The sequence below is a fragment of the Streptomyces sp. CB02261 genome (assembly GCF_001905665.1).
Taxonomy (GTDB): Bacteria; Actinomycetota; Actinomycetes; order Streptomycetales; family Streptomycetaceae; genus Streptomyces.
Window position 1 is genome coordinate 900,096 of the sequence record NZ_LIVX01000002.1, and the last position, 15,922, is coordinate 916,017.

General features: G+C 73.1%; 14 protein-coding genes. 6 read left to right on the top strand and 8 right to left on the bottom strand.

The window, feature by feature from the left end; translation table 11 throughout:
- Positions 1–16 precede the first annotated feature (16 nt).
- The gene (locus tag AMK29_RS09735; RefSeq protein WP_073810472.1) at positions 17–946 is read right to left on the bottom strand and encodes an EamA family transporter; all 930 of its coding nucleotides are present in this window, start codon (positions 944–946) and stop codon (positions 17–19) included.
- A 191-nt stretch (positions 947–1,137) separates the two neighbouring features.
- On the opposite strand from AMK29_RS09735, the gene AMK29_RS09740 reads away from it, so the two are divergent.
- A complete protein-coding gene (locus AMK29_RS09740; protein WP_073810474.1) occupies positions 1,138–1,995 on the top strand; it encodes a LysR family transcriptional regulator in 858 nt (285 codons plus the stop codon).
- A 94-nt stretch (positions 1,996–2,089) separates the two neighbouring features.
- On the opposite strand, the gene AMK29_RS09745 is transcribed toward AMK29_RS09740, so the two are convergent.
- Positions 2,090–4,942: an FAD-binding and (Fe-S)-binding domain-containing protein gene (locus tag AMK29_RS09745; protein WP_073810476.1), complete on the bottom strand. Its 2,853-nt coding sequence runs from the start codon at positions 4,940–4,942 to the stop codon at positions 2,090–2,092.
- A 51-nt stretch (positions 4,943–4,993) separates the two neighbouring features.
- Here AMK29_RS09745 and serC point away from each other — a divergent pair, with 51 nt between their 5' ends.
- Positions 4,994–6,112 carry a phosphoserine transaminase gene (serC, locus tag AMK29_RS09750; RefSeq protein ID WP_073810478.1) on the top strand — a complete coding sequence of 373 codons (1,119 nt, stop codon included), beginning with the start codon at positions 4,994–4,996 and terminating at the stop codon, positions 6,110–6,112.
- Positions 6,113–6,182: 70 nt separating this feature from the next.
- On the opposite strand, the gene AMK29_RS09755 is transcribed toward serC, so the two are convergent.
- Together AMK29_RS09755 and AMK29_RS09760 are read right to left on the bottom strand one after the other, a co-directional pair.
- On the bottom strand, positions 6,183–6,548 hold the full coding sequence (locus AMK29_RS09755; RefSeq protein ID WP_073810480.1) for a hypothetical protein: 366 nt from the start codon (positions 6,546–6,548) through the stop codon (positions 6,183–6,185).
- Between the two features lie 140 nt (positions 6,549–6,688).
- The gene (locus AMK29_RS09760; protein WP_073810482.1) at positions 6,689–7,678 is read right to left on the bottom strand and encodes a hypothetical protein; all 990 of its coding nucleotides are present in this window, start codon (positions 7,676–7,678) and stop codon (positions 6,689–6,691) included.
- Between the two features lie 299 nt (positions 7,679–7,977).
- On the opposite strand from AMK29_RS09760, the gene AMK29_RS09765 reads away from it, so the two are divergent.
- On the top strand, positions 7,978–8,817 hold the full coding sequence (locus AMK29_RS09765) for an alpha/beta fold hydrolase (protein WP_073810484.1): 840 nt from the start codon (positions 7,978–7,980) through the stop codon (positions 8,815–8,817).
- A 115-nt stretch (positions 8,818–8,932) separates the two neighbouring features.
- Entirely contained in the window at positions 8,933–9,676 is a 744-nt protein-coding gene (locus AMK29_RS09770) for a GDSL-type esterase/lipase family protein (protein WP_073810787.1), read from the top strand.
- Here AMK29_RS09770 and AMK29_RS09775 read toward each other — a convergent pair.
- Positions 9,631–10,044 carry a carboxymuconolactone decarboxylase family protein gene (locus tag AMK29_RS09775; RefSeq protein WP_073810486.1) on the bottom strand — a complete coding sequence of 138 codons (414 nt, stop codon included), beginning with the start codon at positions 10,042–10,044 and terminating at the stop codon, positions 9,631–9,633. The two genes, AMK29_RS09770 and AMK29_RS09775, sit on opposite strands and share 46 nt — an antisense overlap.
- A 50-nt stretch (positions 10,045–10,094) precedes the next feature.
- Between AMK29_RS09775 and AMK29_RS09780 the strand changes: the two genes are divergently transcribed.
- A complete protein-coding gene (locus AMK29_RS09780; RefSeq protein WP_073810488.1) occupies positions 10,095–10,628 on the top strand; it encodes a MarR family winged helix-turn-helix transcriptional regulator in 534 nt (177 codons plus the stop codon).
- Between the two features lie 25 nt (positions 10,629–10,653).
- Here AMK29_RS09780 and AMK29_RS09785 read toward each other — a convergent pair whose 3' ends face one another.
- Positions 10,654–11,643: an aldo/keto reductase gene (locus tag AMK29_RS09785; protein WP_073810490.1), complete on the bottom strand. Its 990-nt coding sequence runs from the start codon at positions 11,641–11,643 to the stop codon at positions 10,654–10,656.
- Positions 11,644–11,852: 209 nt separating this feature from the next.
- Complete coding sequence (gene thpR / locus AMK29_RS09790; protein ID WP_073810492.1) at positions 11,853–12,425, bottom strand: RNA 2',3'-cyclic phosphodiesterase; 573 nt, start codon at positions 12,423–12,425, stop codon at positions 11,853–11,855.
- A 600-nt stretch (positions 12,426–13,025) separates the two neighbouring features.
- On the opposite strand from thpR, the gene AMK29_RS09800 reads away from it, so the two are divergent.
- Complete coding sequence (locus AMK29_RS09800; protein WP_073810496.1) at positions 13,026–13,532, top strand: GNAT family N-acetyltransferase; 507 nt, start codon at positions 13,026–13,028, stop codon at positions 13,530–13,532.
- A gap of 68 nt (positions 13,533–13,600) precedes the next feature.
- On the opposite strand, the gene AMK29_RS09805 is transcribed toward AMK29_RS09800, so the two are convergent.
- Positions 13,601–15,847 carry an FG-GAP repeat domain-containing protein gene (locus tag AMK29_RS09805; RefSeq protein WP_073810498.1) on the bottom strand — a complete coding sequence of 749 codons (2,247 nt, stop codon included), beginning with the start codon at positions 15,845–15,847 and terminating at the stop codon, positions 13,601–13,603.
- Positions 15,848–15,922: the final 75 nt, after the last annotated feature.

Genomic DNA, 15,922 nt, shown 5'->3' on the forward strand with positions numbered 1-15,922 from the left:
TAGACGCGGCACACCCTCACGCGGCGCCCCGCACCTGCGTGCGGACCGCTCCCATGCTGGCCGCTATGACGAGGGCGATGGCGAGGGCGTCGAGCGCGGACAGGGCCTGGCTGAGGACGAGGAAGCCGGCGGCCGCCGCGATGGCCGGTTCCAGGCTCATCAGGATCGCGAACGTCGGGGCGGGCAGACGGCGCAGGGCGAGGAGTTCCAGCGTGTACGGCAGGACCGAGGACATCAGCGCGACCACGAGACCGAGACCGATCGTCGACGGTACGAGCAGCTTGTCGCCCGCCTCCACGATGCCGAACGGCAGGCTGAGGACGGCGCCGAACGCCATGGCGAGCGCGAGCCCGTCCGCCTGCGGGAAGCGCCGGCCCGTACGCGCGCTGAAGACGATGTACGTGGCCCACATGGCGCCCGCCGCGAGCGCGAAGCCCGCGCCGACCGGATCGAGACGGTCGAAACCGCCGCCGCCGAGGAGGACGACGCCGCCGAGCGCGAGGCCGGCCCAGAGCAGGTTCACGAGCCGGCGCGAGGCGACCACGGAGAGGATCAGCGGGCCGAGCACCTCAAGGGTCACCGCGGCGCCCAGCGGGATCCGGTCGACGGACTGGTAGAAGAGGATGTTCATGCCCGCCATGGCGGCGCCGAAGGCGACGATCGTCCCCCAGTCGGCGCGCCCGTAGCCGCGGACCTTGGGCCGGCAGACGATCAGCAGGACGGCGGCGGCGAGCAGGAGCCGCAGGGTGACGACCCCGAGCGCTCCCGCGCGCGGCATGAGCAGGACGGCGACGGCGGAGCCGAACTGTACGGAGAGGCCGCCCGCGACGACGAGCGCCACCGGCCCGAGCCGGTGCCCCGTCGACCCCGGGGCGCCGCCGCCCCGCGGTTCCGCGCCGACGGCGCCGGCCGCCGCCGGGGCCGCATCCCTGACCGGACTGTCCACCGACGCTCCTCACACACCACTCGACACCACACGACACACACCCTCACGACACCTCGTGAGGTTTAACAAACTGTACCCGCAGTGCAGAGTAATGCACTAACGGATTTCGGAAGCCCTCATTCCCCTCCCACGCTACGAGTCCCCGCGCGGCACCGGAAATGCCGATTGCGCTGCGGTTATGCTCCGGACGCATGAGCATCGAGCTACGCCATCTCCGCTGCTTCCTCGCCATCGCCGAGGAATCCAGCCTCACCAGAGCGGCCGCCCGGCTCCACCTCACCCAGCCCGCCGTCTCCCGCACCCTCGCCGCCCTCGAACAGCACCTCGGCGCCCGGCTCGTCGACCGTTCGACCCACCACCTCGCCCTCACCGCCGAGGGCCGCGCCTTCCGGGACCGGGCCGCCGCCGCACTCGCCGCCTTCGAGGCCGCCGTCGACCCCGCCAGGCTCCGCCACCGGCCCCTGCGCCTCGGACACGCCTGGTCGGCCTTCGGCCCGTACACCACCCCTCTGCTCCGGCGCTGGCAACGCGACCACCCCGACACCCCGCTCGAACTCCTCCGCATCGACGACCGCACCGCCGGCCTCACCCGGGGCGAAGTCGACGCGGCCCTGCTCCGGGGCGCCGTCGACGCACCCGGCCTGGTCACCGAGGAGCTCACCACCGAGGCACGGGTCGCGGCCGTACCCGCCGACAGCCCGCTCGCCGACCGGCCCCGGCTCACCCTCCACGACCTCGCCGACGGAACCGTCGTCCTCAACACCGTCTCCGGCACGACCGCCCTCACGCTCTGGCCGCCCGCCGCACGCCCGGCGGCCACCGTCACCGTCGCCAACACCGACGACTGGCTCACCGCCATCGCCGCCGGCCGGGGCGTCGGCGTCTCCTCCGTCTCCACCGCCGCCCTGCACCCCCATCCGGGCGTCACCTACCGCCCACTGCCCGACGCGCCCCCGCTGCCGGTGGTCCTGGCCTGGCGGGACGCGTTCCCCCACCCGTCGACCGGCGCGCTCGTCGCGATGGCCCGCGAGATCGTCAGCGGGCACTGAGGCCGCCACACTCGGAAAGAGGGCGGCCGCACCAGAAGCCCGCGAAGCCGGACCACCCCCGACCCTCAGAGACCCCCGCCCGCTCCCCCACCCCTCACAAACCCCCCGCATCCACCCCCTCCGCCAGTACCTCCGCCACATGCCGGCCCCTCGTGGGCGTCAGGTCCCCGATCTGCGTTCTGCACGAGAAGCCGTCCGCCAGGACCTCCGACCCCGCCGGTGCCCGGCGCAGTGCCGGGAGCAGCTGGTCCTCCGCGCACGCCACCGACACCTCGTAGTGGCCCGGTTCGAAGCCGAAGTTGCCCGCCAGGCCGCAGCAGCCTCCCGCCAGTTCCCCCGTCAGCCCCGCCCGCTCCCGTAGCCTGCGGTCCGCCGCGTCGCCCAGGACCGCGTGCTGGTGGCAGTGCGCCTGGCCGGTGACCGGGCGGTCCAGGCGCGGCGGCTCCCAGTCCGGTGCCAGCGTCTCCAGCGCCTCCGCGAACGTCCGCACCGACGCGGCCACCCGCGCCGCCCTCGGGTCGTCCGGCAGCAGTTCCGGCAGGTCGCTGCGGAGGGTCGCCGCGCACGACGGCTCCAGCACCACGATCGGCCCGGTCGTCCCAGAGACCCCTGCCACCGTTCCCACAGACCCCACCGACCCCACAGGCCCGACAGCCCCTTCCGCCCCCTCCGTCCCTCCGGCCGGGCCCTCCACCCCCTCCAGCACGTCCAGCGTCCGCCGCATCACCCTTCGGGCCGCCCCCAACTGGCCCGTCGACACGTACGTCAGCCCGCAGCAGACCCAGCCCTGCGGCAGCGTCACCCCCAGTCCCGCCGCCTCCAGGACCCGGACCGCCGCCCTGCCCACCTCGGGCGCCAGGTGTTCCGTGAACGTGTCCGGCCACAGCGTCAGATCCGGCGGGCGGGTCGTGGCCCGCTCCGCGAACCACGACGTGAACGTCCGCTCCGCCACGCGCGGCATCGTCCGCTCCGGTGTCACCCCCGCCAGCCTCGCCGCGAACGGCAGCCCCATCACCGGGTTCAGCGCCCGCCCGAAGAGGTCCAGCCAGCGCGGCAGCCTCCCCATCGTCCAGTGGGAGCGCGGCCTGCGCAGGAAGCCGAACGGCCCCGCGTAGTGCCGGTCCAGGAACTCCGCCTTGTACGCGGCCATGTCGACGCCCACCGGGCAGTCGCTGCGGCAGCCCTTGCAGGACAGGCACAGGTCCAGCGCCTCCCGGACCTCCTCCGAGCGCCAGCCGTCCGTGATGACCTCGCCCAGCGCCATCTCGTGCAGCAGCCGCGCCCGCCCCCGGGTGGAGTGCTTCTCCTCCCCGGTCACCCGGTACGACGGGCACATCACCCCCGGCCCGGAACCGGGCCCGTCGACACGGCACTTGGCGACCCCGACGCACCGCGCCGCCTCCCGGCCCACCCCGACCAGCGGCAGGCCCGCGAACCGCAGCCCCTCGTCGAGCGGGCGCGGCCGGACGAGCATCCCCGGGTTGAGGCCCCCGTCGGGGTCCCACACGTCCTTCACCGCGCCGAACAGGCCGACGAGTTCCTCCCCGTACATCTTCGGGAGCAGTTCGGCCCGGGCCTGCCCGTCGCCGTGCTCCCCCGAGAGCGAGCCGCCGTGGGCGACCACCAGGTCCGCCACCGCCTCCGAGAACCGGCGGAAGTGCCGTACGCCCTGCTCCGTCCACAGGTCGAAGTCGATCCGGACGTGGACGCACCCGTCGCCGAAGTGCCCGTACGGGACTCCCCTGAGGCCGAAGTCGGCCAGCAGCGCCCGGAACTCACGGAGGTACGCGCCGAGCCGGGCCGGCGGTACCGCGCAGTCCTCCCAGCCGGGCCAGGCCTCGCCGCCGGGCAGCCGGGTCGCCGTCCCCGCCGCGTCCTCCCGGATCCGCCACAGCGCCCGCTGTCCCGCCGGGTCCGCCACCACCGCCGCGTCCAGCGCGTCCGCCGCCCGCACCAGGGTCCGCGCCGCCCCCGCCCCTTCGACCTCGCAGAACAGCCAGGCCCCGCCCCTCGGAAGCCCCTCCGCGCCCCGTACGAGATCGGCCGCCATGCCCTCCACCGTCAGCGGCCGGTACGGCAGGAGTCCCGCCGCCGCCTCGGCCGCCGCGCTCTCGTCGGCGTACCCGAGGACGACGAGCACCGGCTCCTCCGGCAGCGGCACGAGCCGTACCGTCGCCTCCGTCACCACGCCGAGCGTGCCCTCGCTGCCGCAGAACGAGCGGGCCACGTCCACGCCCCGCTCCGGGAGCAGCGCGTCGAGCGCGTAGCCGGAGATCCGGCGCGGCAATCCCGCCGGGTAGCCGGTCCGCAGCAGCGCGAGGTTCCGCCCGACGAGGTCGAGGAGTCCGGACGGCGCACCCCGCCCGTCCTGCCCGAGCGTCAACCGCGCGCCCCGGTAGCTCACCGTTTCGAGCGAGCGCACGTTGTCGGCGGTGGTCCCCCAGGCGACCGAGTGCGCCCCGCAGGCGTTGTTGCCGATCATGCCGCCGAGGGTGCAGCGGCTGTGCGTGGACGGGTCGGGGCCGAACGTCAGGCCGTACGGCCGGGCCGCCTCCCGCAGCCGGTCGAGGACGAGCCCGGGCTGGACGACGGCCGTCCGACGCTCCGGGTCGAGGGAGACGAGGCGCGCCATGTGACGTGTGAGGTCGAGCACGACGCCGGTGCCGGTGGCCTGGCCCCCGATGGACGTCCCGCCGCCGCGTGCGACGACGGGGGTCCCGTGCGCCCGGCACACCTCCAGGACCGCGGCGACGTCGTCGGCGTCACGCGGGGCGACCGTACCGACCGGAACCCGGCGGTAGTTGGAGGCGTCCATCGAGGTCAGGGCCCTGGCCGTGGCCGAGAAGTCGACGTCTCCCGCGATGGCGGCCCGCAGGTCGGCGGCGAGGGCGGTCGGGTGTTCCTCGTGTGTTCCCACAGGCCCAGGATGTCTCAGTGTTCGTCTCATCGGGCGGACATCCGGCGACCGGCCGCTTCCCGAACCGATACTCTCCGCCTCGTGGCTGATATCCAGATTCCCGCTGACATCAAGCCCGCCGACGGCCGTTTCGGCGCGGGCCCCTCCAAGGTGCGTACGGAGGCGCTGGACGCCCTGGCCGCCACCGGCACCTCTCTCCTCGGCACGTCCCACCGCCAGGCTCCCGTGAAGAACCTGGTCGGCGAGGTACGTACCGGCATCCGTGACCTCTTCTCGCTCCCCGAGGGCTACGAGGTGATCCTGGGCAACGGCGGCTCCACCGCCTTCTGGGACGTCGCGACCCACGGTCTCATCGAGAACAAGTCGCAGCACCTCACCTTCGGCGAGTTCTCCTCCAAGTTCGCGAAGGCCGCCAAGCTGGCCCCGTGGCTGGCGGAGCCGACCGTGATCTCCTCCGACCCGGGCACCCACCCGGAGCCGGTGGCCGAGGCGGGCGTCGACGTCTACGCGTACACCCACAACGAGACCTCCACCGGTGTCGCCGCCCCGATCAAGCGGGTCGCGGGCGCCGACGAGGGCGCGCTCGTCCTGGTCGACGCGACCTCCGGCGCGGGCGGCCTCCCGGTCGACATCACCGAGACGGACGTCTACTACTTCGCCCCGCAGAAGTCCTTCGCCGCCGAGGGCGGCCTGTGGCTCGCGGCCTTCTCCCCGGCCGCCCTTGAGCGGGCGAAGAAGATCCACGAGTCCGGCCGGCACGTCCCCGAGTTCTTCTCGCTGCCGACGGCGATCGACAACTCGCTGAAGAACCAGACGTACAACACCCCGGCGCTCTCGACCCTCTTCCTGCTCAACGAGCAGCTGAAGTGGATCAACGGGCAGGGCGGTCTCGATTGGGCCGTGGCCCGGACGAAGGAGTCCTCGGACGCGCTGTACGGCTGGGCCGAGGAGTCCAAGTACGCGTCGCCGTTCGTCACGGACGCGGCGAAGCGTTCCCAGGTCATCGGCACGATCGACTTCGCGGACGACATCGACGCGGCCGCGGTCGCGAAGGTGCTGCGCGCGAACGGGATCGTGGACACCGAGCCGTACCGCAAGCTGGGCCGCAACCAGCTGCGGATCGCGATGTTCCCGGCGATCGACCCGGCGGACGTGCGCGCACTGACGGCGTGCGTCGACTACGTGATCGAGAAGCTGTAACACGCTGCCGTACGGAGGGCCCGGCGTCGGACAGGACCGATGCCGGGCCCTCCGCCGTGTCCGGGGCGCCTCAGCCCGACTGCGCCTTCACGTGGTCGATCACGGCGGCGAACTCGGCGGTCGGCGAGAACTCCACCACGTCGACGTCCTCGAGCGCTTCGGGGGCGTGGCCGGGGCCCCAGTAGTAGGCCTGTCCGGCCTCGTAGATCTCCTCGCCGGACGCGGTCCGCATCCTGATCCGGCCGTTCAGCAGGTATCCCCAGTGGGGGCACTGGCACAGGTCGCCCTCCAGGCCCTTGAGCGCCGGGGCCATGTCGGTGCCCTTGGGGAGGTGGATGAAGGCGACGGTCATGTCGCCGCCGGTCTCCTGCATGCGGAAGTCCACGCCGCCGCCTTCCATGGCGACGGGGGTGTCCTCGCGAGTGAATGCCGTCATGACTCCTCCACGGCTCGTACCCGGACCTGTCTGGTCGTCACCCGGACCTGCCCGGTCGTCTCCTTCCAGTCTCGCCCCGGGGCGACCGCCGGTCGACAGGAGGGCCGAACCCGGGCGCGGACGGGGGCGCGCGGGGTTCCTCAGTCGCGGCGGAGCAGGCGCTTGATCCCGAAGACGAGGACGAAGGCACCCGCGAGGACCAGGAAGCCCACCGTGGCGCTCCCTCCCTCCCCGTCGGCGGCCGGCGACTGCGGGGACGTCGGGGCGCCCGGGGTGTCCGCCGGCTTCTCCGAGGGACGCGGCGCGGCCTCCTGCCGGTCCACCCGGATGACCTTGCTGCCCTGGCCCTCGGAGCCGAACATGAACGCCGATCCGTCCGTCGTGTACGTCACCGATTCCGCCTGCCCCTGGAAGGGGGCGCCGACGGAGGTGCCGTCGCCGTCCGCGCGGCCGTCCCTCCACTCGTACTCACGGGCGCTGAAGTAGCCGCGCAGCACGAGCCGGCCGCCGTCCGGGGAGAAGGCGCCGTCCGTCACCCAGGGGACCTCTCCGATACGGCGGAACACGTTGGTCCCGGACGAGGAGAGCCGCTCGGGGCCGGCGTAGAGCCCGCCGCCGTCCTCGTTCTTGCTGGCGATGTACACCCGGCCGGTCTTCGGGTGGACCATCAGGGCCTCGGCGTTGCGCGCGCCGTCGGCGTACTTCACCACGTACTGCTTCGCCGCCACCTTCTGGTCCTTGAGGACCTCCGGCTCGGGGAAGCGGTAGATCCAGACGTGGTCCCAGGAGCCGTCGAGGTTGTCGCCGATGTCTCCGACGTAGATGTCGCCGTCGGGGCCGACCGCGATGGCCTCCATGTCGCGCGGGGTGCCGACGCCCTGCATGGTCAGGGTCGCGACCGTCTTTCCCGTACGGGAGTCGATGCCGTAGATCAGGGGCGCGTCCTGGTCGTTGTGCGTCCAGTAGACGCCGGGGTGCGCCCGGCTCGCGGCGAGGCCGCTGGACTCGGTGACGCGGGAGTCCTCGATCGTGAAGTCCCGGTCGGGCTCCGGCCCTTCGGCACGGGCATGACCGGCCGGGAGCAGCACCAGGGCCACCGCCGCGCCGAGGGCGCACAGAGCAGATCGCATGTCCCCCAGCCTGCCACGACGCGGGCGCGGGCGGCCGGTCGGCTGCCCCTGAAACCTTGCGTGACCTGCGTCGGGGTCGGTGTCGGGGTCGGTGGGGCGGGTGTCGGGGTCGGCGCCGGGCCGGGGTCGGGGTCGGCGCCCGGCCGGGGTCGGGGCCGGCGCCGGGCCGGGGTCAGGGCGGCGCGCCCGGCCGGGGTCAGGGCCGGCGCCCGGCCGGGGTCAGGGCGGGCGCCCGGCCGGGGTCGGGGTCCGGGGAAATCGGTTTGACCGGCCCGGACCGCGCTGTCAGGGTCGCGCCCATGTCTACGTTCCCCGCTCCCGACGGCACCCTGCTCGCCTCCCACGAGTCCGGTTCCGGCGCCCCGCTCCTCTGTCTGCCGGGCGGCCCGCTGCAGGACTCCGCGTACCTCGGCGATCTCGGCGGTCTGGCCGCGCACCGGCGGCTGATCCGGCTCGACCTGCGGGGCACGGGCGCGTCGGAGGTGCCGGACGACCCGGACTCGTACCGCTGCGACCGGCTCGTCGACGACGTGGAGGCGCTGCGCGCGCACCTCGGCCTCGACACCGTGGACGTCCTGGGGCATTCGGCGGGCGCGAACCTGGCCGCGCTGTACGTGACCAGGTATCCGGAGCGCGTCGGGCGGCTGGTGCTCGTCACTCCCGGTACGGCGGCCGTCGGCCTCGACACGGCACCGGAGGAGCGGCTCGCGGCGGCGCGGCTGCGCCGGGACGAGCCGTGGTTCGGGCCCGCGTACGCGGCCCTGGAGGACGTGACGGCGGGGCGGGGCACGGCCGAGTCCTTCGGGGCGGTGGCCCCGTTCTTCCACGGGACCTGGGACGAGGCGGCGCGGGAGCGGCACGCCGCCGGGGAACGGCAGCGGAACCGTGCGGGCGCGGGGGTCTTCGCGGCGGAGGGTGCCTTCGATCCGGCGGCGACCCGTGCGGTGTTCGCGGAGTTCGCGCGGCCGGTGCTCGTCGTGGCCGGGGAGGGGGACGTGAACACACCGGTGCCGACGGCCGCCGCTTACGCGGGGCTGTTCCCGGAGGCGACGCTCGCGGTTCTGGACGGGGCGGGTCACTTCCCGTGGCACGACGACACCGAGGGGTTCGTGGAGCGGGTGGCGTCCTTCCTCCGGTGAGGGAGGGACGTCGGCCGGGCCGTCGGAAAGGGCGGGGGTTCCCGGCCGGTTCGGCCCCCCGCCCGTGGTCCGGATCACGTCGCAGGCCCTGACCGGCGTCCGCGATGATATGACCATGCGTTTTCTGTTCGTCGGCGACAGCATGACCATCGGACGCGCCGGCGACTGGACCTGGCGGTACCGCATGTGGCGGCACCTGGAGTCCACGCTCCCCGGCGGGTACGAGGTCGTCGGCCCGCGCACCCGCCTGTACGAGCCCGCCGCCGACGCCCCCGTCTCGGACTCCTACGCCGACCCGGACTTCCCCGCCCACGCCCGCCGCCATCTGGCCGGCTGGGGCGAGGGCTGGCTGCACATGGCGCCCGTGATCGGCGAGACGGTCGCGGCGACCGGGGCGGACGTGCTGCTGATCTCGCTGGGCCTGATCGACCTGGGCTTCTACACCGACAGCACGCAGACCCACGACAACGTCCGGGCGTTCGTCACGGCGGCCCGGGCCGCGAACCCGCGCGTGCGGGCCGTGCTCCTGCCGGTCATCCCCAACGTCCGCGCCGGTTACGACGCCCCCTTCGCCGCCGAGTGCGCCCGCTTCAACGAGCTCCTGGCGAAGGCGGTCGCCGACCTCGACACGGCGGTCTCACCGCTCCTGCTCGCGACGATCCCGGCCTCGTACGACCTCGGCACGGACACCTACGACGGCACCCACCCGGGACCGTCCGGCGAACACAAACTGGCCGCCGCCTTCGCGGACGCGATGCACCAGGCCTGGGGCCTGGGCGGTCCGTACGGGCCCGCCGAGGACGTCCAGGACGCTCAGGACGCCCGGGTCAGGCGGTTCGCGAAGGTGGAGAGGGTGTAGGCGCCGATACCGAGGACGACCTCCAGGGCGTTGCGGCGGGTGTAGCCGGCCTTCTCGAAGGCGGCCAGGTCCTCGTCCCCGACCGCGCCGGAGGTGGCGAGCACCTGGAGGGTGAACGCCCGTACGGCGTCGAGGCGTTCGGGCTCGGGCGCCGGGCCGAGGGCGGCCATCTTGGCCTCGTGCATGTCGACGCAGAGGTGGCACTGGTTGCGGGCGGCGACGATCAGGATCACCGCCTCGCGGGAGTGCGCGTCGAGGGTCGTGGACTCGAAGATCCGGCTGAGCTTCAGGAAGCCGTCGAGGGTCTCCGGGGACTCCTTGAGGAGCGCGACGGCGTGGGCGGTGCGGGCGGACAGGTCTACGGACAAGGCGTCTCCGATACGAGCGACGGGAAGCGGAAGGGTCTAGAATCGACAACATGGTTGACCATGCCGACAGAGAGAAAGTAAACCAGGTTGTCGATCAGGGCAAGGAGATAAAGCAGCCGAACGCGCCCGGGTACGAACTCCCCCTGCTCCTCTTCGGCGGCTTCCGCACCCTCATCGACCGGCTGCACACCCGCCTCGCCGCCGAGGGCCACCCCGACCTGCGGCCCGCCCACGGCTTCGCCATGCAGGCCGTCGGCGGCCGGGGCGCCACCGCCAGCGAGATCGGGCGGCACCTCGGCGTCTCCAAACAGGCCGCCGGCAAGACCGTCGACCGGCTGCTCGCCCTCGGCTACGCCGAGCGCGCCGACGATCCCGCCGACGCCCGCCGCAAACTCGTCCATCTCACCCCGCGCGGCCGCGAGGCCCTCGCCCGCTCCGCCGCGATCTTCGACGAGCTGCGGGCGGAGTGGGTCGCGGCCCTCGGCGCGGACCGGGTCCGGGACATCGAGACGTCCCTGCGGAACGTCGTCCCCGCGGAGACGGCGTTCCGCCTGGACGCCACCAGCTGGCTCGGCGGGCCCTGAGACCCCTACGGGATCACCGGGCGGATCACCAGGCGAAGGCCTCGGGAGACGGCCCGGGGCCCGGGAAGATCTCGTCGAGCGCGGCCAGGAGCTCCTCGCTCAGCTCGACCTCCAGAGCGCGCAGCGCGCTCGTCAGCTGCTCGGGCGTGCGGGGACCGACGATGGGACCGGTCACGCCCGGCCGGGTGAGGAGCCACGCGAGGGCCGTCTCGCCCGGCTCCAGGCCGTGCTTCTCGAGCAGGTCCTCGTACGCCTGGAACTGCTTCCGCGCCGCCGGGTCGGCGAGCGTGGCCGCCGCCCGTCCCTCCGTACGCCGCTTGCCCTCGGTCTCCTTCTTCAGGACACCGCCGAGCAGGCCGCCGTGGAGCGGCGACCAGGGGATGACCCCGAGGCCGTACTCCTGGGCTGCCGGGATCACCTCCATCTCGGCGCGCCGCTCGTACAGGTTGTAGAGGCACTGTTCGCTGACGAGGCCGACGGAGCCGCGCCGGGCGGCGGTCTCGTTCGCCTGGGCGATCTTGTAGCCGGGGAAGTTGGAGGAACCGGCGTAGAGGATCTTGCCCTGCTGCACCAGGACGTCGATCGCCTGCCAGATCTCCTCGAAGGGGGTCGAGCGGTCGATGTGGTGGAACTGGTAGACGTCGATGTAGTCGGTGCCGAGGCGCTTGAGGCTGCCTTCCACCGCGCGGCGGATGTTCAGCGCCGAGAGCTTGTCGTGGTTGGGCCAGGCGTCGCCGTCGGCGTCCATGTTCCCGTACACCTTGGTGGCGATGACGGTCCTGTCGCGGCGGCCGTCGCCCTTGGCGAACCAGGAACCGATGATCTCCTCGGTACGGCCCTTGTTCTCACCCCAGCCGTACACGTTGGCGGTGTCGAAGAAGTTGAGCCCCACGTCCAGCGCCGTGTCCATGATGGCGTGGCTGGTGGCTTCGTCCGTCTGGGGTCCGAAGTTCATCGTCCCGAGGACGAGTCGGCTGACCTTGAGTCCGGTGCGTCCGAGCTGCGTGTACTCCATGGACGTCAAGCCAACTGCTTCGAGTGCGCTCGAAGCAAGAGGGTTCCTGCGGGGTGGCGGGCGCGCGCGAGGCGGGCCGGGACTAGAGGCCGGCCACGGAGGCCACCGCGATGATCGCGAACATCAGTACGAGCACGCCGGCCATGATTCGGTTACGGGTCTTCGGATCCACCCTTCGAGGTTACCCGCCCGCCGGAGGCCGACCGCCGTCACCCCGCTCCCTCCAGCGGCCAGCCGTCGACCCGCTCGTATCGCGGCTGCTCACCGGGCACCCCGCTCACCGGCAGGTTCGAACGGACGAGGACCAGCTCGCCCACCTGCCACCGCTCGCCCTCGAAGGCGCCGAGCTCGTCGAGGAACGGGCGCGTGTCCACCCCGTCCCCCCGGGCGCGGGCCAGCGTCAGGTGTGCCTGGTAGCGGCGGTGCTCGTCCATCGGGACCCCCGCCCGGCGGGCGGCCGCGTCCGCGCGCTCGGCGAGCAGCCGCAGCTCGTCCAGGCTCCCGGCGACCCCGGTCCACAGCGCGCGCCGCCCGAAGTGCCCGCCGCCGTGCAGCCGCAGCGGGAACGGCGGGGTGCGGTGCGCGGCCCTGGCGAGCCGGACGCGCAGCTCGGGCAGCAGCTCCTCGTCGACCTCTCCCATGAAGGCGAGCGTGAGGTGCCATCCGGGCCGCGAGGTCCAGCGCATCCCGTCGGCCCCGGGCAGGCGGCGCAGCCGGTCCACGACGTGTCCGACCTCGGCCAACTGCGCGGGCGGCGGCAGCACGGCGGCGAAAAGCCTCATGGGACGAGTCTGGCAGGACGACGGCCCCGGCACACAGAGCCGGGGCCGTGACCGGCCAGGACACCCGCCGGTCCCACGCGCGACCGGTCAGGACACCTACTGGTACGGCGTCCCGGCACACGGCGCCGTTCCGGCCTCTGTCGTCGCGGGTCGAGGTGTAGATCTCGTCGCCTCCGGCGTGGGACACCGTGCGCGCGACGACGACGAGGTCCGAGCCGGGGCCGGCGCCGTGGACGGTCTCGTCCTGGCCCTTCGCGACGACCTGGGTCCAGCGGGTGGTGCCGTCGGCGCTCTCCGAGAGGAAGCCGGTCGTCCCGGCGCTGAGCAGCGTGCCGCCCGAGGCCAGGAACGGCACCGGGGCAGGCGCGGCTGTACGGGACACGGCCGCGGGCGCAGCGGACGCGGCCGGGACGGTGGGCGAAGCGGCCGTCACGGCGGTGAGCGCGACGCCGACCGCGATCGCCAGGCGCTTTCGGCCCAGAGGGGTACGCACGGTGTGTTCCCCCTCAAGCGGTTGGTTCCGCCCCCTGTGACCCACCATCACGTCGAAGGTTTGTACGAGACGGGAAAACGGCATTTCGCGGTGGCTAACCTCGACGGATGGAGATCACCCTCAGGAAGGGCGGGGCGGAGGACCTCCCCGCGATACTCGGCGTGCTGGACAGTGCCGTGGTGTGGCTCAACGGCAAGGGCATCACGGCCCAGTGGGGCACAGAACCGTTCTCCGCGCGCCCCAAGGCGGTGCGGCAGGTCGAGGACACCATGGCCGCGGGCGACCCGTGGATCGCCGAGATCGACGGCGTACCCGCGGGGACGATGACGCTGACGCCGTTCCCCGGGCAGCACATCGCGCCGGCGGACGAACCCGAGGTGTACGTGCGGCTGCTCGCCACCGACGCCCGCTTCCACGGGCACGGGGTGGGAGCGGCCCTCCTCGCCCACGCGACGGCGGAGACCCGGCGGCAAGGGGTGTCGCTGCTGCGGGTGGACTGCTTCGCGGGCAGCGAGGGCCGGCTCGTCGCGTACTACGAGGGCCAGGGCTTCACGCCCACCGAGACGTTCACGGTGGGCGACTGGGAGGGGCAGGTGCTGGAGCGGCGGGTGTGAGCTGCCGCGGCCGCGCCCTGCCTTGCCGAGCCTCGGTCCGAGCCCGCGGGGGGCTCCGGAACCCGAGGTCAGTACAAGCCCGTCGTTGGCCCCCAGAGGTAGTGCACGTTGTAGATCTTCTTGGAATCCCCGAGCGGCGCCGTCCATCGGCCCGTGCTCCAGTGGACGGTAAGCGCGTCGTCCTTGACGCCCCTCGCGATGAGGTCCATGTGACCGTCGCTGCCCACGTCGCCCACAGCGGTGATCGTGGCGTACTGGTTCCAGCCCGCACCGATGGGGGTGCGGGGCGCGAACGTGCCGTCGCCCTTGCCGAGGTGGAGCCAGAGGACGCCGTCCTTGTCGCGGGCGACGAGGTCACCGGCGGGGCCGCCGGCGATGTTGCCGGTGGCGGTGACGAGGTTGTAGACGCCCCAGCCCCCGCCCACCCTCACGCGGGCGGCGAAGGGCTTGCTCCAGCTGCCGGTGCCCTTGTGCAGCCACTGCACACCGGCGCTGTCGACGCCCACCAGATCCGGGCGGCCGTCACCCGTCAGGTCGGAGCCGCCGGTGAGCAGCCGGTACGCCTGCCAGCCGGTACCGACACGGGTACGAGGGGCGAACGGCTTCCTGACGTCGCCGGTGCCCAGGTGCTGCCACAGCACGCCGTACCGGTCACGGCCCAGCACGTCCGCGTGCGCCGCGCCACCGACGTTCCCCGGCGTGACGAGGTGGTCGTACACGCCCCAACCGGCGGTTTTCCACTCCGCGGACGGCCACCGCATGGGCGGCTCCGGGATATGGGAGGCGAAGATGTCGCCGAGGTCATGGGCGATCAGGTAGTTGCCCTCCTTGAGGAGCAGGTCGGGAAAACTGCTGTTGGTGAAGCCGTGCGGGGCGAGCCTGCCACCCACGGTGAGGGTGCCGCTCCGCTCGTAGCTGGGGCCGATCCCATTGCGCGTCCGGGCCGTCATCCTCCACGTGTAGGAGCCGTGCGGCACGGCTCTGCCGTCATCGAAACGGCCGTACCACGTCGCATCGGCGCGCCCGTCCAGGCCCTGGTGGATGGTCTGGGTCCACTGCCTCCCCGAGGCCGGGTGCTTCACCTCGATCCGCACCTCGGCCGTACTGACGTACGCGGCGAACTGCCAGGCCAGATCGAAGGTGCCCTTGCTGAAGTCGACGGAGGCGGGTACGGACACGCTGGTCGACTGCAGGACGATCGGCTGACCGGTGAGCGCCACGGGTGTGACGACCGGGTCGCCCTCGGGGCCCGCAGTGATACGGAAGAGGCCCTCGCCGTGCTCGACGGTCGCGCCCCGCGCGAGGATCCCGTCGTCGCCGTCGCTGACGATGCCGCGCACCAGGTCGAGGAGCTTGACCGTCCGGCCGTCCTTCAGCGAACGGGCCGTCAGGGCGTTCAACGGGTTGGGGGCGATGGGGCCCTCCGTGAGGCCGTACGCGACCCAGTCGCCCAGGAACTCGACGCCGAGCCGCGTGCCCTTCCCGAGCGGGATGGGTTCCGAGGCGTCCTGCCCGCGCCTTGCCACCCGCAGGACCGCGTCACCGGTGGCGGTGGTCTCCGCCCAGGCGAGGTGCGTGGCGGACACGGCGACGTCCCGCGTGTCGACGCCCGCACCGGTCAGGGGCCGGTCCTCCACGACGGTGGCCGTGGCGAGGTCCACCAGGGCGGCGCGTCTGACGGTCTCGTCCGCGGTCGGCGAGTACTGGACCACCAGGGTGTCGGGCGTGCTCATGTCGACGGCGCGGAACGTGCCGGACAGCCCTTGCACCGTCCTGTCGACGGTCTTGCCGTCCTTGTGGCTGAGGAGGTGGACGGCGGTGCTGCCGTCGGGCCCCCAGGCGGTCACGACGACGGTGGACCCGGCCAGAAGCTGGAAAACGCTCTTTGAGCCCAGGTGGCTCGCGTCGATCATGACGGGGTCGCCGCCCCCGGAGCTCATGTCGTACAAGGTGTAGACGCTCCCCGTGGGGGTGCGGCTGATCCCGACGACCACGTCCGAGCGGGCGCCGGCCTCGTAGTACGTGCGCGTCGTGCCGGTGCCGCTGGGCAGCTTGGTCACGGAGCCGTCCTCGTAGCGCGTCCAGCGGTACTCGTACTCCGCGCCGGAGGGCCAGTGAGACGTGAGGAACCCCGACGGGCCGCTGCCGCCGAAGGAGGAGTCGTCGGGCAGGTCGAAGGGGTCCTGCTGCTGCGCGGCGAGGGCGCCCGCGGTGATGACGCCCGTCGCCGGGGCCGCGAACGCCGGGGCGGCGGCCAGGGCGCCGGTGACGGTGGCGAGGACGAGGGTCGCGGCGGCCAGCCGGCGACCGGTCATGCGGGAAGAGTGCACTGCCGTCCGTTTCTGCAGTCGGAAGGGGAGACGAGGGCCCCGGGCATGCCCGGCGGAGGC